Annotated in this window: 13 protein-coding genes, 2 tRNA genes and 1 pseudogene; 5 read left to right on the top strand and 11 right to left on the bottom strand. The window is 70.8% G+C overall.

Annotated features, from left to right (window positions below; translation table 11 throughout):
- The first annotated feature begins 193 nt into the window (after window positions 1-193).
- Entirely contained in the window at window positions 194-1579 is a 1386-nt protein-coding gene (locus ACN267_RS00575; protein ID WP_421487664.1) for a PHB depolymerase family esterase, read from the top strand.
- 100 nt (window positions 1580-1679) lie between these two features.
- Here the strand turns inward: ACN267_RS00575 and rox are convergent, their stop codons facing one another.
- Together rox and ACN267_RS00565 are read right to left on the bottom strand one after the other, a co-directional pair.
- On the bottom strand, window positions 1680-3113 hold the full coding sequence (gene rox, locus ACN267_RS00570) for a rifampin monooxygenase (RefSeq protein ID WP_421487663.1): 1434 nt from the start codon (window positions 3111-3113) through the stop codon (window positions 1680-1682).
- Between the two features lie 288 nt (window positions 3114-3401).
- Entirely contained in the window at window positions 3402-3848 is a 447-nt protein-coding gene (locus tag ACN267_RS00565) for a MarR family winged helix-turn-helix transcriptional regulator (RefSeq protein ID WP_204959508.1), read from the bottom strand.
- A 74-nt stretch (window positions 3849-3922) separates the two neighbouring features.
- Between ACN267_RS00565 and ACN267_RS00560 the strand changes: the two genes are divergently transcribed.
- Window positions 3923-5236 (top strand): FAD-dependent oxidoreductase, encoded by a 1314-nt coding sequence (locus ACN267_RS00560; RefSeq protein ID WP_421487662.1) that lies wholly within the window; start codon window positions 3923-3925, stop codon window positions 5234-5236.
- Between the two features lie 252 nt (window positions 5237-5488).
- Window positions 5489-6547, top strand: a complete 1059-nt coding sequence (locus ACN267_RS00555; protein WP_421487661.1) for an IS110 family transposase — start codon at window positions 5489-5491, stop codon at window positions 6545-6547.
- Window positions 6548-6657: 110 nt separating this feature from the next.
- On the opposite strand, the gene ACN267_RS00550 is transcribed toward ACN267_RS00555, so the two are convergent.
- Entirely contained in the window at window positions 6658-8283 is a 1626-nt protein-coding gene (locus ACN267_RS00550) for a LamG domain-containing protein (protein ID WP_421487660.1), read from the bottom strand.
- 294 nt (window positions 8284-8577) lie between these two features.
- Here ACN267_RS00550 and ACN267_RS00545 point away from each other — a divergent pair, with 294 nt between their 5' ends.
- On the top strand, window positions 8578-9057 hold the full coding sequence (locus ACN267_RS00545) for a DUF488 family protein (RefSeq protein ID WP_239485535.1): 480 nt from the start codon (window positions 8578-8580) through the stop codon (window positions 9055-9057).
- Here ACN267_RS00545 and ACN267_RS00540 read toward each other — a convergent pair.
- From ACN267_RS00540 to ACN267_RS00520, 5 genes are all read right to left on the bottom strand, one after another.
- Window positions 9023-9877, bottom strand: a complete 855-nt coding sequence (locus tag ACN267_RS00540; protein WP_421487659.1) for a hypothetical protein — start codon at window positions 9875-9877, stop codon at window positions 9023-9025. The genes ACN267_RS00545 and ACN267_RS00540 overlap by 35 nt on opposite strands.
- A gap of 115 nt (window positions 9878-9992) precedes the next feature.
- Window positions 9993-10069, bottom strand: a tRNA-Ile gene (locus ACN267_RS00535).
- Window positions 10070-10200: 131 nt separating this feature from the next.
- On the bottom strand, window positions 10201-11442 hold the full coding sequence (locus tag ACN267_RS00530) for an NAD(P)/FAD-dependent oxidoreductase (protein WP_421487658.1): 1242 nt from the start codon (window positions 11440-11442) through the stop codon (window positions 10201-10203).
- Window positions 11432-13558 carry an MMPL family transporter gene (locus tag ACN267_RS00525; RefSeq protein WP_421487657.1) on the bottom strand — a complete coding sequence of 709 codons (2127 nt, stop codon included), beginning with the start codon at window positions 13556-13558 and terminating at the stop codon, window positions 11432-11434. The genes ACN267_RS00530 and ACN267_RS00525 overlap by 11 nt, the downstream gene beginning before the upstream one ends.
- 198 nt (window positions 13559-13756) lie before the next feature.
- A tRNA-Asn gene (locus tag ACN267_RS00520) sits at window positions 13757-13829 on the bottom strand.
- Between the two features lie 293 nt (window positions 13830-14122).
- Here ACN267_RS00520 and ACN267_RS00515 point away from each other — a divergent pair.
- Entirely contained in the window at window positions 14123-14506 is a 384-nt protein-coding gene (locus ACN267_RS00515) for a hypothetical protein (RefSeq protein ID WP_204959513.1), read from the top strand.
- A 54-nt stretch (window positions 14507-14560) separates the two neighbouring features.
- On the opposite strand, the gene ACN267_RS00510 is transcribed toward ACN267_RS00515, so the two are convergent.
- The 3 genes and pseudogenes from ACN267_RS00510 to ACN267_RS00500 all read right to left on the bottom strand — a co-directional run bounded on the left by ACN267_RS00510 (window position 14561) and on the right by ACN267_RS00500 (window position 20528).
- Window positions 14561-15571, bottom strand: coding sequence for a sugar phosphate isomerase/epimerase family protein (locus ACN267_RS00510; RefSeq protein WP_204959514.1), 1011 nt, complete (start codon window positions 15569-15571; stop codon window positions 14561-14563).
- Window positions 15572-16024: 453 nt separating this feature from the next.
- Window positions 16025-17737, bottom strand: a complete 1713-nt coding sequence (locus ACN267_RS00505) for a ThuA domain-containing protein (protein ID WP_421487656.1) — start codon at window positions 17735-17737, stop codon at window positions 16025-16027.
- 65 nt (window positions 17738-17802) lie between these two features.
- A pseudogene (locus tag ACN267_RS00500) lies at window positions 17803-20528 on the bottom strand (carbohydrate-binding protein).
- Window positions 20529-20695: the final 167 nt, after the last annotated feature.

Here is a 20695-nt window from a genome sequence, read left to right as displayed (position 1 = left end):
TGACCGTCAAGTGTATCGAGGTCATTCGATTGACACTTGTCGGACCGAGGAGAACACTAAGTGCCATGCAATGCCCTGGGGCCGGGGCAGGGCATGCCGGACGTAGTGGGCCGGCGCGGACGACACGGGCATCCGGGCGTACCCGTGCCGCACGGTCGCGCGGCCGATCTCAATCTGTGAGGGAGTCACGCCCATGAGAATCAGACGGAAACTGCTGCTCGCCCTGGCGGCGCCGCTGGTCGCCACCGTGGCGGCAGCCGCCCTGGTGGTCCCGACACTCCAGCCGGCGTACGCCGCGTCGCTGGTCGAGGTGACCAACTTCGGCGACAACCCCGGTCGGATGCGGATGCACATCTACGTGCCGAACACCCGCCCGACCAACCCGGCGATCGTGGTGGCCATGCACGGCTGCGGCGGCACCGGCCCCGGCTTCTACTCCAGCAGCGAGTTCGCCTCGCTCGCCGACCGGTACGGCTACATCGTGATCTACCCGTCGGCGACCCAGCAGGCCGGCTTCGGCAACTGCTTCGACACCTGGTCGGACGCCGCGAAGCGCCGGGGCGGCGGCAGCGACCCCGTGTCGATCGTCTCGATGATCAACTACACCGAGCGGCAGTACGGCGGCGACCCCCGCCGGGTGTTCGCCACCGGCAGCTCGTCGGGCGGCATGATGACCAACCACATGCTGGCGGTCTACCCGGACGTGTTCGCCGCCGGGGCCGCCTTCATGGGGGTGCCCTACAACTGCTTCGCCAACGCGGCCGACTACCCGCCCGGCGCCAGCCAGTGCACCGGCGGGAACATGAACCGCACCCCGCAGCAGTGGGGCGACGCGGTACGCCAGCAGGCGTACCCCGGGTACACCGGGCCCCGGCCGAAGGTGCAGCTGTGGCACGGCACCGCCGACACCCTGGTGCCGTACTCGCTGCTCCAGGAGACCATCGAGCAGTGGACGAACGTGTTCGGGCTCAGCCAGACGCCCACCTCCACCGACACCCCGCAGTCCGGCTGGAACCGCCGCCGCTACGCCGACGCCAGCGGCAACGTGCTCGTCGAGGCGTACAGCATCCAGGGGGCGGGGCACAGCCTGCCCGCCGGCGGGATGGCCGCCGTCGCCCTCCAGTTCTTCGGCCTGACCAGCCCGACCCCGACCACGCCGCCCACCACCCCACCGCCCACCACGCCCCCGCCCACCACGCCTCCGCCGACCACCCCGCCGCCCACCACGCCCCCGCCGACCACCACCCCGCCGCCCAGCTCCGGGGCCTGCCGGGTCACCGCCAGCGTCAACGCCTGGAACAGCGGCCTGACCGAGAACCTGACCATCACCAACACCGGTTCCAGCGCCGTGAACGGCTGGTCCCTGGTGTTCACGCTGCCCGGCGGGCAGAGCATCACCTCCGGCTGGAACGCCACCTACTCCCCCTCGTCGGGGCAGGTGACGGCGCGCAACGCCAGCTACAACGGCACCATCCCGGCCGGTGGCTCGATCGACATCGGCTTCCAGGCCAACCACACCGGCAACACCGCCAAGCCCTCCTCGTTCACCCTCAACGGCGCGGCCTGCACGGTCGCCTGACCGACCCGCTCCACCGTCCGTGCCCGGCCGCCCCGTTCGGGGTGGCCGGGCACGGCGTCGGCACACCGCGCCCCGGCCCACCCCGGGGGCACAGCCCTGGTCACGCGGCGGCGACGCCGAACCACCGGGACAGCCGGTCGCGCAGCTCCTGCTGGTCGTCACCGACCCACGCGACGTGCCCGTCGGGCCGCAGCAGCAGCGCGGGCGCCTCCAGTTCCCCGCCGCCGTCGACGACGTGGTCGACCCGGTCGGCCCAGCCCGCCACCGACAGTTCCCCGGTCTGGTCCAGCAACAGCCCCCGACCCCGGTGCATCAGCCCGTAGAGGCGTCCCCGCTTCAGCTCCACGTCCCGCAGCCGCCGGCCGACCAGGTCGTGGTCGGCACCGAGGTCGTAGCGGACCGAGATCGCGGTGATCTTCTCGATCAGGTACCGGTTCACCTGCTCGAAGTCCATCAGCTCGGTCAGCAGCCGACGCACCGCCTGCGGGCCGGCCTCCAGCGACATCAGCTCCGTCTGCGCCCGGGTGTTGTCCAGCACGTCCGCAGCCACCGGCCGGCGCTCCGCCTGGTAGGTGTCCAGCAGGCCCGCCGGCGCCCAGCCGGCGACCTGCGCGGCCAGCTTCCAGCCCAGGTTGAACGCGTCCTGGAGACCGAGGTTGAGCCCCTGCCCGCCCAGCGGCGGATGCACGTGCGCCGCGTCGCCGGCCAGCAGCACCCGGTCGACCCGGTACCGCTCGGCCAGCCGGGTGGCGTCGCCGAAGCGGGACAGCCAGCGGGGCGAATGCACCCCGAAGTCCGTGCCGGCGGTCGCCCACAACTGCTGCCGGAAGTCCTCGATGGTCGGTGCCACCGTCCGGTCCTCACTCACCCCGGCGGCCGGTACGACGACGCGGTACAACCCCTCACCGTCGCCGACCGGGCCGACCCCGAACCGCAGCTGCGTCCGGCGCACCCGGGTCATCACCGCGACGACCTCGTCGAGCGACGCGGTCAGCTCCATCACGCCCAGCAGCGTCTCGTTCCTGGTGGGCTCACCGGGAAAGCCCACACCCAGCAGCTTGCGCACCGTGCTGCGGCCGCCGTCGCAGCCCACCAGGTAGCGGGTACGCAGGCGGGTGCCGTCGGCCAGCTCGGCGGTCACCGCGTCCCCGTCCTGGCTCAGCCCGACCAGTTCGCTGCCCCGCCGGATCTCGACGCCGACCGCCGTAGCGTGCTCGGTCAGCAACCGCTCGGTGACCGGCTGCGGGATGCCGAGGATGTAGCCGTGCGCGGTGTCCAGCTGCGACGGCCACTCCTTGACGATGCCGGCGAAGTAGCCGCCGACCTGGAACTGCCTGCCGTGTGCGAGGAACCGCTCCAGCAGGCCCCGCTGGTCCAGCAGTTCGATGCTGCGTACGTGCATGCCGAGCGAACGCACCACGCTGGTCGGCTCGGCGTCGCGTTCCAGCACCACCACCCGTACGTCGTGTAGCCGCAGCTCGGTGGCCAGCATCAGACCGGTCGGCCCGCCACCCACGATGGTCACGTCGATCATGGAGTCCCCGTTCGACTGCTCGCGCCGCCTGATGCGTCGATACCGGCGCATGCTTCGCGAATCTCGGATTTCGCCAGGTTCTGGCGTCGAGTGGAGATTCTGCACCGGCACCGGGGTCTTGCCGCAAGGCCCGGGGTGCGATATAAGTTAGAAGTGGCAGGGAGGCAGTGGCCCCCTGCCTTTGCCGTATCCCGCCTCTGGCGTGACCCATCTTTGCTGCGTCCCGGCCCGTGCCGGCTCCGGTGAGACGCACGACGCCCGCGACGCCGAGCGCCACGGTGGGCAGACTCAGCCCCGGCCCAGCCGTTCGGCGTGCTCGTGACAGCTCTGCGTGGCGTGCGTGACGAATTCGAGGATGTGCGCCAGCGTCTCGTCGTCGTAGCGCCGCAGGAACGCTTGTCCGTCGGTCACGATCGGCCCGTAGATCGTGCCGACCATCCGGTTGGCCAGCTCCGTCGGGCGGACGGTCACCCGACGGCGGTCGGCGCTGTCGCGTTCCCGGGTCGCGTACCCGGCGCGTTCCAGCCGGTCGATCGCGGTGGTGACACCCCCGGTCGTCATCCCGGCCGCGGCGGCCAGCTCGCCGGGGCTCGGCGGCTCCGGCGCGAACAGCAGCTCAAGGCAGCGCATGTCGGTGCGGTTCAGGCCGAGCAGGTCGGCGGCACGCTGGTCGAGCACGTCGACCGCGCGCTGGTACGCCTGCATCGCCTCGCCGAGCTGCTCCGCCAGACCCATGGTGGGAAATTCTAGCGAACCGTCGTACAGTATCTAGAAAATCTAGTAATCAGAGTTTCTAGAGGAGCGGTGGCATGGACGTACTCGTGATCGGCGCCGGGACCGGCGGGATGTGCCTGGCCCACGGCCTGCGGCAAGCCGGCATCAACGTCGCCGTCTACGAGCGGGACCGCACCCGCAGCGACGGCCTGCACGGCTACCGGGTCGGCATCGACCCGCACGGCAGCAGGGCACTCAAGGCGTGCCTGCCCGACCAGCTCTACCGCACGTTCGTGGCGACCTGCGCCCGCGCGCCGGAACACTTCGTGTTCTTCGACGAGCAGCTGCGGCCGACGCTGGCGCTACCCCTGCGCCCACCCACCGACGACGTCGACAGCGAGAAGTCGGTGAGCCGGATGACCCTGCGCCAGCTGCTCTTCACCGGCATGCAGGACGTCATCCACTTCGACAAGACCTTCGTCGGCTACCGGCACCAGGCCGACGGTCGCGTCACCGCCATCTTCGCCGACGGGACCACCGCGACCGGAGACCTGCTGGTGGCGGCGGACGGCGTCAACTCGGCGGTACGCCGGCAGTACCTCCCGCACGCCCGCACCGAGGACACCGGCATCATCGCGATCACCGCGAAGGTGCCGATGACGCCCCGGAGCACGGCGCTGCTGCCGACGCGGTACTTCCCCGGCATCGGGATGGTCCTCGCGCCCGGCGGCAAGTCCTGCATCCTGCACTGGATGGAGTTCCCCTGGGACCGGCAGGGCCGACCGAGGAACGACGACGAACTGCTGGCACAGTGGCCCGGCCTGCTGTTCGACAACACCCGCGACTACCTCAACTGGGGCATCGCGGCGGCGGCCGACAAGTTCCCCGCCGACGTCACGGGCTACGGCGGCGACGACCTGATCCGGCTCGCCCTGCGGATGACCCCGACGTGGAGCCCCCGGCTGCGCGAACTGTTCACCCTCGGCGACCCGAGCACCGCGTTCGCCATCACCATCCGCACCTCGGTGCCGATCCCGGCGTGGCCCAGCACGAACGTCACCCTGCTCGGCGACGCCATCCACACCATGACGCCGGGTCGGGGCGTCGGCGCGAACACCGCGCTGCGGGACGCGCAGCGGCTGACCGACGAGCTGACGCTCGTCCGTGACGGGCGCAAGGGGCTGGTCGAGGCCGTCCACGACTACGAGACCAGGATGATCGAGTACGGCTTCCAGGCCGTCCGGGACTCCCGGGAGCAGATGACCGCCGACGCCCTGGTGCACAAGCCGGTGCTGGGGCGCGTCGCGCTGGCCGGCATGCGCGGCTACCTGCGCGTGGTCGACCGGGTCCCGGCGCTCAAACGCAGGATGATCGACGGCCTGTACGAGTACCGCGGCGGCCAGGACTGACTGTGAGCATGGCGGGGTCGGTTCAGCAGTGGTGAGCTGATAGCTGGCAGCGGTGGGTGTGACTCTTGGACTGACTGGCTTCGTGCCTTCGGCCGGACTTGTCCACCCACTGCTGCCGGCGCCCGGCCCGGCGGGAGACGTTTGGCCTGATCAGGAGCTTGACCGCCAGTTAGCGGCTGGCGTGTCTCATCACAGTCCTGCCATCTCCGCACCGGACCGGACCCTCGCGTCCCCACGGTTTGGAGAGAACGCATGTCCATGCTGGCAGATCTGGTCGAGGTCGTCATCGGCGTCGACACCCACAAAGACACCCACACCGCCGCCGTGCTCGACACCCGCACTGGCGGTGTTCTGGCCAGGGCCACGGTGAACACCGACCCGGATGGCTATGCCGAGTTGGTGGCTCTGGCCGAGCAGCATTCAGGGCTGCGGGCGTGGGCCCTGGAGGGCTCCGGTGGTTACGGCGCCGGCTTGGCCCGGCACCTGGCCGATGCCGGTGAGCTGGTCGTGGAACTGGACCGTCCGGTCCGCCCGGCGCGTCGTGGCGGGGCGAAGTCCGACCCGATCGACGCCGAGCGCGCCGCTCGTGATGCCCTGGCCCGCACGCGGCTGGCTCAGCCGAAGACCGGTGCGCAGCGGGCAGCGCTGCAGGTGCGGCTGACCGCCCGCCGAGCGGCCGTGGAAGCCAGCGCCGACGCCCAGCGGCAGTTGCACGCGTTGGTGATCACCTCACCCGAGGCCGTGCGGGCCCGTTTCCGCGGCCAGAGCACCCGCCTCATGCTCACCACCGCCACCCGACTACGTCCCACCACCAGCGCAGAGGTGGACGTGTTCACGAGCTTGACCGTCCTACGAGACCTCGCCCGCCGCGTCCGCTTCCTCGAAGCCGAAGCCCTGGAACACGAAAAGGCGATCCGGACGATCGTGCGTTCCTGGCGACCCGACCTGCTCGACCTCACCGGCGTCGGACCGATCGTCGCCGCGACCATACTCACCGCCTGGTCCCACCCCGGCCGCTGCCGCAACGACGCCGCGTTCGCCATGCTCGCCGGCACCGCCCCCATCCCCGCATCGTCGGGCAAGACCACCCGCTACCGGCTCAACCGCTCAGGCGACCGCCAACTCAACCGCGCCCTGCACACCATCGTCCTGACCCGCCTCCAACGCGACCAGACCACCCGCGCCTACGCCGAACGCCGCCGCGCCCAAGGCAAAACCGACCGAGAGATCACACGCTGCCTCAAACGCTACGTCGCCCGAGACCTCTACCGACGCCTCGAAAACCCATCCCACCCACTTGACGCGGCATAGGAGCGTCTGCCCTTCCACGGCCCGGCGCCCGCCGGCTGAGGATCCGCCCCGGTGGGCCGGCAGCTGACCGCTCCCGACCCGGGGGTTGGTAGCGGTCAGCTGCCGGCTGGTCAGTTACCTCTGCCGGTTCCCCGGCTCAGCGCCGTCACCAGCTGTTCGGAGTAGATGCGCTGGACGTCCGCGTCGCTGACGATGCCCTGGTAGACAGCGAGATCGCTGACCTGCCCGTAGAGCCAACCGTCCGGCCCCGTCGGGGTGGTGGACCGGCCGACCAGCAGGGAACCGGTCGCCTGTCCGGGCTGCCAGGCGGGGTGCAGCCCCGCCGCGCCCGTCGGCACCCCGTCGACGTACAGCCGCACCTGCCGATGCCGGGCATCGAGAACCGCGGCGAGATGATGCCACTGGCCGGGGCCGGCAGCCGACGCGGTCGCCGTGGTGGTCGCGGAGTCGTCGGCCCCGGCGCGCACCTGGAACTCCCACCGCCCGCCGCCGGTCGGTTCGTACCCCAACCGGAACATGCTGCGGTCGCCGTCGTCCTGGGAGACGACCGCCTGCGCACCCCGCGCCGGGTCGAGCCGCGCCCAGACCGAAACCGCGAACGACTGGTCGGTGCGGAGCACCGATCCGTCCTGCCAGACCGGATTCCGCGGGTCTCCGGGGTTGATCTGGGTACGCGCGTACTCCCGGGTCGCCTCGCCGAAGTGGGGATCGGACGGATCATCGATCCAGTGCCGGTCGTCGAGCTCCAGCACCATGCCACGGGCCGAGTCGGTGATGAAACTGCCCTTGGTCAGGGTGAGCTGGCGTCCGAAGGAGCTGCCGTCCGACACGGAGCACAGAGTCGGATCGATGTCCTCCTCGTAGCACGGGACACCGCTCTCGAAACGCCAGGCTCCGGCGAGCGGCGCCCGCAACAGCCCGGGCTCCGAAAACCCGCCGGAGCCGGGATCGGACGCGAGCCAGCCGGTGAAATCCTGCCCCACTAGCGCTCGGGCGTACAGCCGGGCATCGGCCATGTTGCCCTGCCACCAGGTGCTGTCGCCGCGACCCAGGCGGAACTCGCCGGCCGGATCGTTGACGCCTGTCACATTGCCCACCACGGCTTCAGCCACCCCGTCGACCCGCAGGGTGAGAGTGTGCGCGGTGGCGTCGTACACCACCGCCAGATGGGTCCAGAGCCCGACCGCCGGCGTCGACGTCGACTGGGCGACGGCAATGGTGCCGCGCTTGCCGAGCTTCGAGGGCATCTGCACCTGCCACCGGTTGCTCGCCTTGTCGTAGCCGACCGAGAAGGTGGCCCGGTGGCTGCCGGCCTTGCTGGCGAAGACCCGGCTGACCGAGGTGTCGGTCAGCCGTACCCAGGTGGCGAGAGAGAACGTCGCGGAGGTGTCCAGGGTCGACGGCGTCGCGGACAGGTAGGACGAGGTGCCGTCGAAGCCGACCGCCGGGGCACCGAGCAACCGGGCGTCCTCCTGCCAACTGATGCCCGTGCCGGTCAGCGGGGTGTCGCCGCCCAACGCCGGCTGCCCGTCGGCAAGTGCCTGCTCCCGGGTGACGCCGGGCACCGCCTCCAGCCGCCAGCGCGCCGTCGCCGGGGCCGGGCGGTCGAACGTGGTCACACTGCGGCCGGGGTCCGCCCCGGCCGCCGGGCCGAGGGGAAGCAGCGTCACGGCAGCGATCGTGGTCAGGGTCAGGGCGACCCGGCCAAGGCGGAACACCGCGTTGTGGTTGGTCATCAAACCTTCTCGGAAGATCGTCAATGCGGACGGACGAGGCCGAGAACACGCCCCGTCAGCACAGTGTCACAGGATCACCCGTTGGCCGCTGCCCCTCCCTTTCCCCCGATGCCGCCGGGGCGGCCCCTGCGCAGCACTCCGCAAGCACGCGCCCAGCTCACCGCCCAATCCACCGAAAGCGCTTGAGCCGACCCGTTGCCACCTGCGACCCGGTTCCGTTCGCAGGTGGGCCGGGCGGCACACTTCTCGGCCGTCCGGATGGTCTTGGCGGACGAGTCATGAGAGGGTGTCCCGATGAGCGTCACCTCAACCGTGAGTCACCGGACCGGCATCCTGGGTGTCGGTTACGAGGGCCGCTCCATCGATGAGTTCGTGACCGGCCTCGCCGACCTGGGCGTCACGCGCCTGGTCGACGTCCGGATGACGCCGATCTCCCGCAAGCGTGGATTCAGCAAGTCGGCCCTCAGCCAGGCGCTCGCGGCACAGGGCATCGCTTACGAGCATCGCCGGGAGCTTGGCAACCCGAAGGAGAACCGCCCCGGGTTCGGCGGCAACCCCGAAGAGTTGCGGTCCGCACGGGCGGTGTACGCCTCTCGGCTACACCACGCCGAGTCGCTGGCAGCGCTCGACGCCCTCGCCGAGACGGCACAACGTGAGCTGGTGGCGCTGCTCTGTTTCGAGGCGGATGAGAGCCGGTGTCACCGCCAGGTCGTGATGCGCGCACTCGAAGGCCGGATGCCTATCGTTTCGGCCAGTACACGCCCAGCACGCTGAAGACGTGTACGCGCTTGGCCTGGTTGCCGACATAGAAGGCGACGTCACGGTTCGGCGCGCACATCTCTCCCAGAAACTTGGCCTCCAGAGCTTCCTGTAGCGCAGCGTCCGAGTAGCCAGCGAGCCGGCGTTGTAGCGCCACCAACTCCCAGTCGATGACGTGCTGCCTGTGCCCCTTGCACCCGGGCTCGTAGCAGCGGTAGTGGTACGCCGCCTTGAAGCGGGGGGCCTGTAGCGGGGACCTGCTCCGGCCGCTGAACAGGTCCGGCTGACTCGCGTACGCCTCGATCTTGCGTTGCTCGTCCTCGTCCCAACCGGGGTGCGGCGTGACCTTGAGTCCGCGAACCTCCTTGGGGCGCACGAGGGCCAGCGATTGCGCGTCAGCGCGCTCCTGAGCAGCACGGTTGAGACGACACATCGAATCCTCGACAGCCGGATCAAGCAACGGCTGTCGAGACCGCCAGCCGTCGAGATGGCGCTCCCTGGAAATCCGCTCCATGATCGGCTTCCAACTTTCGCGCCGCTGATCCTGCCGTGCCGGCTTGGCGTCGACGGAGATGATGTCGTACTTCCTGAACGCCTCGTCGCTGTGCAGATACCGGAAGTTGATCGGGTAGAGGCGAATCCACGTCGGCTGCAACACGTCCGTTCGCAGCCCCGCCACGCAGACGGTCTCTCCGTACTTCTCTGACGGGTTCGGTGCCGCCTTCACCGTAATGAGCAGCTGTAGCCGAACGGTGCGGTCGTCGGCCGGCTTCGGGTCGGGTCCAGCCTCGCCGGGACCGAAGAGTGACATCTGCGCCACGCGCGCCTCCAGCATGAATAGCCGTAGGTAGTCGTGTGATCACACGATGATTCAGGTTCTCACGGATCGACAGATCGACATAGAGAGATTGGCGACGGCGGCCGACCGATCGACTGATCAGTGTCTGCGCTGGTGGGGCGGGCGGGGTTCGAACCCGCGACCGAGGGATTATGAGTCCCCTGCTCTAACCGGCTGAGCTACCGCCCCCGTACCGCGCCGGATCGTAACCCGCCCGACGAATCACCGGCCACCGCCGCAACGGTGCCACCCGTCGGCACCGTTCGGCACGATGGGCTACGCGAGGATAACAGTCAGCAGCGGCTGCGGTGGCACCCGAATCAGCCCGCCGCGCGCAGTTGTGCGAGCACCGAACCGGCGGTACGCCAGCCGCTGGCCAGGGCCCCCTGGATGGACGGACTGTCCCGGTGGTCACCGGCCACGAAGAGCCCTCCGCCGAGGGCCACCGGCTTGCGCAGCCGCCCCTGCGGCGGTGGCGCGGCGGGCAGGGCGTGCGGCACCGACACCGTGGTCAGGTGTTCCCAGTCCGCTGTGGAGCGTCCGTAGAGCCGGTCCAGTTCGGCCCGGATCGTCGGTTCGGGCGGGGCGGTGGGGCCGACCACGGAGGTCGCCACGAGATGCCGGCCGGGCGGGGCGTACGACGGCGCGGCCCGGCTGACCACCACCGTGTTGGCCACGAGTTCCCGCCGGTCGCCGTCGACGAGCAGGATCGGTTCGTCGAGCGGCGGCTCGGGGGCGCTGTGGTAGTAGGTGGTGTAGCTGTGGGTGCGTACCCGGGGCAGGGTGGGCAGCAGCGTGGTCGCCGCCGTCGGGTCGGCGGCGACCACGACGGCACGGCAGGTGATCTCACCGGCCGGGGTGCGGACCCGGCCGGGGGCGACCGAGGTGACCGGGGTGTCGCAGCTGATCAGGTCGGCCGGCAGGGGGGCGGCGACGGCCTGCGGCAGCGCGGCCATCCCCCGGGCGGGTAGGCCGATCCGGCCCCGGACGAAGGACCGCAGGATCATCGCCAGCACGTGGCTGGAGGTCTCCAGTTCCCGGTCGATCAGCACGCCGGACAGGAACGGCCGGATCAGCTCCTCGATGATGGTGTCGGACAGCCCGGCCCGGCGCAGGGCGGACTCGCTGGTGGTCTCCGGCGCGTCGAGCAGCCGGTGTGCCGGCAGGGTGGCGCAGCCGGTGGCGAGGGCGGCGAAGCGCAGCCGGTCGGGCAGTGAGCCGACGCCGGCGAGCACGGTGGCGGGTGTGCCGCCGGGTTCGCGCAGCGGGTGGACCAGCCGGTCGAGCCGGTCACCGCGGCGGACCAGCACCCCGGAGGTGAACCAGCCCAGGTCGAGGGTGCCCAGGTCGAGCAGGCTGCCGAGCCTCGGGTAGGCGGTGTTGAGCACCTGGAAGCCCCGGTCGAGCAGGTAGCCGTCGACGGTGTCGGTGGCGACCCGGCCGCCGATCCGGTCGCCGGCCTCCAGCAGCCGCCAGGGCACCCCGGCCCGGTGCAGCCGGCGGGCGACCGCCAGCCCGGCGAGACCACCGCCGACGATCACCACGTCCGTCTCAGCCACCATGTGCCACCTCCGTGTCGTCGCGCGCCGACCGGGACAGTCGGCTCGGCCACCACACCGTGGGCCCGATGTCGTACGCCAGGGCGGGCACCAGCAGTGAGCGGACCACGATGGTGTCCAGCAGTACCCCGACGGCGACCGCCACACCCAACTCGACGAGCACCACCAGCGGCAGTACGGCCAGCGCCGAGAAGGTGGCGGCGAGCACGATACCGGCCGAGGTGATCACCCCGCCGGTGACGGTCAGCCCGGCCAGCACCCCGGCCCGGGTGCCCCGCCGGGCGGACTCCTCACGGACCCGGCTCATCAGGAAGATGTTGTAGTCGATGCCCAGCGCGACCAGGAACACGAAGGCGAACAGCGGGAACGACGCGTCGACCCCGGGGAAGTCCAGCAGGTAGGTGAAGACCAGCGCGCAGAGCCCGAGGGTGGCCAGGAAGGACAGCACCACCGTCGCGATCAGCAGCACCGGCGCGACCAGCGCCCGCAGCAGCAGCGCCAGGATCACCGTGATCACCACGAGGACGACCGGGATGATGACGTTGCGGTCCCGGGTGGAGGCGTCGGAGGTGTCCACGTCGATGGCGGTGAACCCGCCGACCACGGCGTCGGCGTCCGGCACCCGGTGCACCGCCTCGCGCAGGTTGCGGATGGTCCGGGCGGCGGCGTCGCTGTCCGGCGGGTCGGTCAGGGTCGCCTCCAGTTCCACCCGCCCGTCGACCACCAGGGGTGGGGCGTCCGGGGCGGGCGGGCCGGCCTGGTCCCGCCCGGTCACCTGACGTACGGCGGCCACCCCGGGCACGCCCTGCGCGACCTGGGCGACCTGCCCGGCGGTCTGCTGTCGGGTGAAGATGGTCGCCGGGCTGCCGGTGCCGCCCGGGTAGTGCCTGGCGATCACCTCCTGCCCGGCGACGGAGTCGGTGCGGTTGGCGAACAGTTCGGACTGGCCGAGGGTGGTGGCCCCGAGTTGGGTGAGGCCGAGGGTGAGCAGCGCCAGCACCACGGCGGTGCTCAGCCACACCACCCGGGCCCGGCGGGCGACGAAACGGGCGATGCGGGCCCACAGCCCATGTTCGGCCTGCGGGTCCGCCCGGTCCACCCCGGGGGTACGCGGCCAGAACGCCCACCGGCCGCCGAGCACCAGCAGCGCGGGCAGGAACGTCAGCATCACCAGCAGGGTGGCGGCGATGCCGATGGCGGCCACCGGACCGAGCGCCCGGTTGGAGTTGAGGCTGGACAGCAGCAGGCAGAGCAGGCTGACGATGACGGTGGCCCCGGAGGCGGCGATGGCCGGGGCGGCACCCCGCCAGGCGGCGCGCATCGCGTCCCAGGGGCGCTCGTGCCGGTGCAGTTCCTCCCGGTAGCGGGCGATCAGCAGCAGCGCGTAGTCGGTGCCGGCACCGAAGACGAGCACGGTGAGGATGCCCTGAGCCTGCCCGTTCAGCTTGATCACGTCGTGCTTGGCCAACTGGTAGACGAAGACCGCCGCCAGCGCGTACGACATCCCCGCCGCCAGCAGCGGGAAGACCCACAGCACCGGGCTGCGGTAGACGACCAGCAGGATGATCAGCACCACGACCAGGGTGACCAGCAGCAGTGGCCCGTCGATGGCGGAGAAGACCTCGATCAGGTCGGCGAGCAGGCCGGCCGGGCCGGCGACGTCCACGGTGAGCCCGTCCCGGTCGCCACCGGCGATGCTCCGCAACTCGTCGACCACCCGGCCGATCTGTTCCCCCTCGGCGTCGTCGATCGGCACGACCACCTGTAGGGCCTGGCCGTCCTGGCTGGCGATCGGTGGGGGCAGCGGGCCGACCACCCCCTTGACCTGGGCGAACCGGGTGCTGTCGGCGACCGCCCGTTGCTTGTCGGCACCGGTGATGCCGGTGCTGCGGGCGTACACCACCAGGGCGGGGGTGGTCGGGCGGGCGACGAAGCCGGCGGCGAGGTCCTGGGCGCGGGTCGCCTCGGCGTCGGCGGGCAGGAAGGCGGCGTTGTCGTTGGTGGCGACGTCGCCCAGCTTGCCGGCGTACGGTCCGGCGATTGCGCCGACGACCAGCCAGCCCAGGACGACCGCCACGGCGATCAGCGTGGCCGTGCCCCGGCCCCGTCCACCGGCCATCCCGGTCCACCCCTTTAGTCGACGCGCCCGTCGACGCCGCGGGAGTCCAGGTCGACATCAGTCATCCTGCCGCCCGGTTACGCCCTCCGGGGCCGAAACCGCCCAGCCGACCCTCGTCGCGGGCGGCGGAGAAGGACGTCGGCAGCGGGATAGGAAAAGCCCGTCGGCGGGGCCGACGGGCGGGAGTGCAGGACTGGGCTCCCCCGTTTGGACTCGAACCAAAAACCTGCCGGTTAACAGCCGGCTGCTCTGCCAATTGAGCTACGGGGGACTGCTTCGTCGCGTCGTGTCGGATCTCTCCGGCGCTCGGCGACGGCACAAGAGTACAGGACTTCGGGGGGGTTCGGTCCAGGGGGTTACCGCATTCGACCGCCGCGCTACCGCCCGGAACGATCGACGCTCACAATGCGGACAATTCGTCATCCCGGCACAACCAGGTATGAGCGCGGAGCAGGATGGGTAGTTAGCTGTCGACCGAGAAAACTGTGGGGCGCGACGATGGTCGGTCCCGACCGGACACCACCGGCGGGAACGACGGGAGCGTCAGGTACGGAAGGAGCCGCCATGCGCGGAAAGATCATGTTTCTTGGCGGGCTGGCTGCGGGCTTCGTCCTGGGCGCCCGTGCCGGCCGGGAGAAGTACGAGGAGCTGGTCGTGCGGGGCCGCAAGGTGCTCGACCACCCGACCGTCCAGGAGGCCGCCGGGGTCGCCCAGGCCCAGGCCACCCGCCTGTACAGCGAGGGCAAGGACAAGCTCGGCCAGTCCAGGCTCGGCGAGAAGCTGCACACCGGCAACACCGGCAAGCCGGAGCTGACCCCCGCCGACGACGCCTTCGCCGGCACCCCGGCCACCGTCGGCGCCAAGTCGGGCGTCACCCCGACCAGCTCGACCACCACCACCCCGAAGCCCAAGGCGCCGGGCACCGGCACCAACGGCAGCACCCTCTGACCGTCCGTACGTCGTCGGGCCGGTCGCCACGTGGCGACCGGCCCGACGGGTGTCTCAGTCCTTGCCGCTGCTGAACGCCGCGTCGAACGCCGCCGTCGGGGCGTCGAACGCCAGCCGGCGGACGAACTCCAGCGCCTCCGGTGCGCCGACCAGCCGGTCCATCCCGGCGTCCTCCCACTCCACCGAGATCGGCCCGGTGTACCCGATCGCGTTCAACGCCCGGAAGCAGTCCTCCCAGGGCACGTCGCCGTGGCCGGTGGAGACGAAGTCCCAGCCGCGCCGCAGGTCGGCCCAGGGCAGGTGGGAGGCGAGCCGGCCACGCCGACCGTCCCCGGTGCGCACCTTCGCGTCCTTGCAGTCGACGTGGTAGATCCGGTCGGCGAAGTCGAAGATGAAGTTCACCGGGTCCAACTCCTGCCACACGAAGTGCGACGGGTCCCAGTTGAGCCCGAACGCGGGCCGGTGGTCGATCGCCTCCAGCGTGCGCTTGGTGGTGTAGTAGTCGTAGGCGATCTCGCTGGGGTGCACCTCGTGGGCGAACCGCACCCCCACCTCGTCGAAGACGTCGAGGATCGGGTTCCACCGGTCGGCGAAGTCCTGGTAGCCGCGCTCGATCATCGCCGGCGGGACCGGTGGGAACATCGCCAGCGTGTGCCAGATCGACGACCCGGTGAAGCCGACCACCGTGTCCACGCCGAGTTTCGCCGCCGCACGGGCGGTGTCCTTGATCTCCTCGGCGGCCCGCTGACGTACCCCTTCGGGTTCGCCGTCGCCCCAGATCCGGGCGGGCAGGATGTCCTGGTGCCGCTCGTCGATCGGGTGGTCGCAGACGGCCTGACCCACCAGGTGGTTGGAGATCGTGAAGACCTTCAGGTTGTGCTTGGCCAGCGTCTCCTTCTTGCGTTCGACGTACGAGTCGTCGGCGAGCGCCTTGTCGACCTCGAAGTGGTCGCCCCAGCAGGCGATCTCCAGCCCGTCGTAGCCCCATTCGGAGGCGAGTCGACAGACCTCGTCGAACGGCAGGTCGGCCCACTGGCCGGTGAAGAGCGTGATCGGTCGCGCCATCGTCTGTCTCCCCTGTTGTGGTGGGGATTCCTGAGCTGACCGGGGCGAGGGGACCGGGCCGGGCCGGTACGTCGACGGCCGTGCCGGGTCACCGGTGGGTGCACACGCACCTGGGCCCAACGGGTTGCGCCTCCCGTCGGGTCACCGGCCACCCGCAGGTCGCCGCCCACCACTCTAAGCCCACCCCACCCCCCACGAAACCCCTCTTCTCACCCACCGCCCCTCGCCCACCGCCCACCGCAGCCCGCCCACACGCCCACACGCCCACACGCCGCCCGACGCCCGACGCCCGACGCCCGAACGATCAAGAGGTTTGCGTCACGACGGGCGACCCGCGTGACGCAAACCTCTTGATCACCGATGCTCAGCCCGACCGGCGGGCCGGGCGGGCCGCCGGGTGGGCGGCCCGCCGGCCGGGTGGGACAGGGCCTGGTGGGACAGGGCTGGGTGGGGTTACTGGGGGAGGGTCCACTTCTGGTTGGGGGCGGAGGAGTTGCAGGTCCAGAGGAGGACCACGGTGTTGTCAGCCGAGTTGTTGCCGTTGACGTCCAGACACTTGCCCGAGGCGGGGTTGCGCAGGGTGCCGTCGGACTGGGACGACCAGACCTGCGGGCTGCCGCCGGTGCAGGTCCACAGCTGGATCTTCGTACCGTTGGCGGTGCCGCCACCCGACACGTCCAGGCACTTGCCCAACGCCTTGATCGGGCCGTTCGGGGTCACCGTCCAGGTCTGCCGGGCGCTGCCGTTGCAGGTGAAGATCTGGATCTGGGTGCCGTCGGCGGTGGCGCCGTTGCGCACGTCCAGGCACTTGCCGGCCAGCCCCTTGATCGGGCCGGTGCCGGGGGTCGGCGTGGTGCCGCCCAACTCCTTGATCCGGATGTTGCGGAACGAGGCGTCGTCACCGTCGCCGTGGTTCTGGATGCCGATGTGACCGGCGAGCGAGCGGACCGGGTTGGTGTTGGTGAAGTCGTTGATCTTCGCGCCGTTGAGGAAGACCTGGAGCCGTTCCCCCTCGACCAGCAGTTCGTAGGTGTTCCACTCCCCCGGCGGGTTCAGCGCCGCGTCCCGGGCCGCCTGGTCGGCGGCCTGGAACGAGTAGACCGAGCCGGTGGTCCGGTCGACCGTGTCGGTGGCGTCGATCTGCACCTCGTAGCCGTTGTCCATCGCCGAGTTCGGGTCGCTCGACGGCGGGAAGCCGATCAGGACGCCCGAGTTGTCGTCGCCGTCCACCTTCCAGTCCAGCTTCAGCGAGTAGTTGGTGAACTGCTTCGCGCTGTACCAGAGCATGCCCAGCCCACCGACGGAGCTGAGGGTGGCGTTGGCGTTGGTGAAGCTGCCCGGCCCGGCCTGCGACCAGCCGTTGGTGGAGCCGTTGTAGAGCGCGGTGTAGCCGGTCTCGGGCCGGCAGTCGGCCTTCGTCCGGCCGGCCGCGTACCGGATGCCGCCGAGCAGGTGGGCCCGGAAGGCCGGCTCGGAGTACGCCGACTGGTTGTGCCCGGCGCCGGTGTAGAACGACCGGCCGCCGTTGTACGTCTTGCACCACACGTGCGGGTGGTCGGCCCCCATCCCACCCCCCGAGTACGACGACTCGTCGAGGTTGGCCAGCACGTGCGCGGTGGAGCGGGCGTTGGTGCGGAAGTTGTACCACTCGTCGGTGCGCTGCCAGGTCGGGCCGAGGTGGGCGGTGGCCGCGTGTGCGCGGTCCTCCACCCGGACGGTGGCCTGCTGGATGGCCGGGTGGGAGGCGAACCACGCCCCGACCAGGTTGCCGTAGAACGGCCAGTCGTACTCGGTGTCGGCGGCGGAGTGCACCCCGACGTACCCGCCACCGGCGGCGATGTACGACTCGAAGGCGCTCTGCTGACTGGCGTTGAGCACGTCGCCCGTGGTGTTGAGGAAGATCACCGCCTCGAACCGGGCGAGGTTGGCGGCGGTGAACTGGCCACCGTCCTCGGTGGCGGTGACGGTGAAGTTGTTGGCCGCGCCCAGGTCACGGATGGCCTGGGTGCCGACCGCGATGGAGTCGTGCCGGAAGCCTGCGGTCTTGGAGAAGACCAGCACGTCGTAGGCGGCGTCGGCGGCGGTCGCGGGGGTGGCCGGGGCGGTGCAGGCGAGGGCGGCGAGGACGGCGGTGGCCGCGCCGAGGAGGGGCCGGAAAAGTCTCATGTCGTGCTCCAGTACGCCGGGGGCGCGGGACCGGACGGGGCCGGTCCCGCGCCCGTCAGGTCAGGTCAGGGCAGGGTCCACTTCTGGTTCGCGGCGGCGCTACAGGTCCACAGCAGGACCACGGTGCTGTCGGCCGAGCTGTTCCCGGAGACGTCCAGGCACTTGCCCGAGGCGGGGTTGCGCAGGGTCCCGTCGGACTGCGCCGACCAGACCTGCGGGCTGCCGCCGGTGCAGGTCCACAGCTGGATCTTCGTACCGTTGGCGGTGCCGCCGCCGTTGACGTCCAGGCACTTGCCCAGCGCCTTGATCGGGCCGTTCGGGGTGACCGTCCAGGTCTGCCCGGCCCCACCGTTGCAGGTGAAGATCTGCACCTGGGTGCCGTCGGCGGTGGCCGCGTTACGCACGTCCAGGCACTTGCCGCCCAGCCCCTTGATCGGCCCGGTGCCGTTGGCCGGCGGTGGGACGGTGCCGGTGTTGAGGGTGAACGCGTCCAGGTCGTAGAGCAGTCCGCTGCCACCGGCGAAGGTCAGGTAGAGCGTGGTGGTGCCGGTGGGTGCGCCGGACACCGTGCCGGTGACGGTGGTGAAGGTTTCCCAGCCGCCGGTGACCGGAACGCTGGCCTGTCCGAGCACGGTGCCGGTGGGCGAGCCGGCGCGGATCTGGAGGGTGCCGCCGGCGCCGGCCGAGGAGACCCGCGCGGTGAACGAGGTGACGTTGCCGATCTGGTACGGGGAGAACCCGATCCATTCCCCGTTCTCGATGTTGCCGACGGTCTTGCCGCCCTCGGCGGGGGTCTTGTCGTAGAGGGTCACGCCGGACGAGGTCTTGAAGTGCTCGGCCTGCCGGTGCCGGGGCTGAAGGGTGTGCTGGGTGTGCGTGGTGAGGCCACCGGCGTCGGTGTACTCGGCGTCGAAGATCGCGAAGATGTTCGCCGCGTCGTCGTGCTCGCCGTCGACCGGGATGGTGATCGTGCCGGAGCAGCCGTTGACCGAGGAGATCTGGTGGCCGTGCTGGTCGTGGCCGAGCACGTAGGTCATCCTGACCTTGGTGCAGTCGACGGTGCCGTCCTCGGGGTCGGTGACGGTGATGCTGAACGGCACGGTGTCACCGAAGGAGAACAGCGAGCCGTCGACCGGACCGGTGATGGTGACCGTCGGGGCGGTGTTGCCGACGTTGACCGTCACGCTGTTCGTGCCGGTCGCCCCCTGCGGGTCCCGCACGGTGAGCGTCGCGGTGTACGAGCCGTCGGTGGTGTACGTCTTCGTCGGGTTGGCCGCCGTGGAGGTGGTGCCGTCGCCGAACGCCCACGAGTAGGTCAGCGCCCCGCCCTCGGGGTCGGCGGATCCGGCCGAGGAGAAGTTCACGGTCAGCGGTGCGGGGCCGGAGGTCCGGTCGGCGCTCGCCCGGGCGGCCGGCGCCCGGTTGCCGACACCGACGTAGTCGAAGCGGTACAGGGCCGAGTTGGCGTCACCGTTGTAGTAGCCGGTGCCGTAGTCGAGCAGGTAGTACGCCCCGTCGGGGCCGAACGCGGAGTCCATCACCTGCTTGCCCACCCAGGGGAAGCTGTCGATGGTGCCGGGCGACCCGTCGGCGTTGACGTGGATCGGCTTGACCCAGCCCCGACCGAACTCGGTGGCGAAGAACTGCCCGTCGAAGCTCTGCGGGAACTTCGTCGCCGAGGGGTTGTTCGGGTCGTACCGGTAGACCGGGCCGGCGGCCGGCGACTCGGAGCCGCTGCCGAACGCGGCCGGGCTGCCGGCGTCGCCGCCGTACCGGATCCAGGAGGGCTTGGCCGGCGGGAGGGTGGTCAGACCGGTGTTGCGGAACGAGTTGTTGGTCGGCCCGCCGGTGCAGTTGTATTTCGGGCCGGTCGAGTTGGTGGCGAAGTTCCACTCGTTGTACGTCTCGGACGTGGTGTTGGTGCCGGTGCAGTACGGCCAGCCGTAGTTGCCGGGGCCGGTGACCCGGTTGAACTCGACCTGGCCGGAGGGGCCCCGGTTGGCGTTGGTGCTGCCGGCGTCCGGGCCGTCCCGTCGGGGTTCATCTTGATCCGCAGGAGCTTGCCGCGCAGGTCGTTGGTGTTGCCGGCACCACGCTGGGAGTCGTACGCGGGGTTGCGGTTGGTCCGTTCGTCAAGCGGCGAGTAGCCGGCGGAGTCGAAGGGGTTGCTGTCGTCGCCGGTGGACAGGTAGAGGTTCCCGGCGGCGTCGAAGTCCATGTCGCTGCCGACGTGGCAGCAGATGCCCCGGTCGGTCCCGACGTCCAGCACGTCGACCTTGCTGGACATGTTGATGGTGAAGTCGGCGTTCAGGGTGAACCGGGACAGCCGGTTGACGCCCTGCCAGGCCGACCAGTTGCTGCCGGTGGCGGGTGCGTCGCCGCCGGGGGTGGACAGCGGCGGCGCGTAGAAGAGGAAGATGTGCCGGTTGGTGGCGAAGTCCGGGTCGACCCCGAGGCTCTGCAACCCCTCCTCGTCGTGGGTGTAGACGGGGATGGTGCCGATCACCCGGGTCACGCCGGCGGAGTCGGTACGACGCACGGTGCCGTTGCGGGCGGTGTGCAGCACGGACCGGTCCGGCAGCACGGCGAGCGACATCGGCTCGCCCATCTCGTTGACGCCCCGGGCCAGCTCGACCTGCTGGAAGTCGCTGGCGTTGATGGTGTGTGCGGCGGCCGGGGCGGGTGGGCCGGTGGTCGCGGCGACCGTGCCGGCGGTGACGGCCAGCAGCAGCACGGCCGCTGAGGGTAGCCACCGTCGGGATCGGTGACCTGTGTAGTCCTTTGTGGACATTGGAGGATTGTCCCTTCCTGACGGATCACGGCCAGGGCGGGACGCGTGCCGCCGCGCCGGATGCCGGGTGGTGGGGTGGAGTGGTGGGGTGTGGCAGGGCAGGCAGGGCGGCCGGGGACACCCCGGCCGGTCCGAACCCTCGGCCGGGGCGCGAACCGCCCAGCGGA

Source organism: Micromonospora sp. WMMD734, assembly GCF_049178975.1.
Lineage (GTDB): Bacteria > Actinomycetota > Actinomycetes > Mycobacteriales > Micromonosporaceae > Micromonospora > Micromonospora wenchangensis.
The sequence above is the reverse complement of the archived record's forward strand: the minus strand, read 5'-3'. Positions and strand labels throughout refer to the sequence as shown.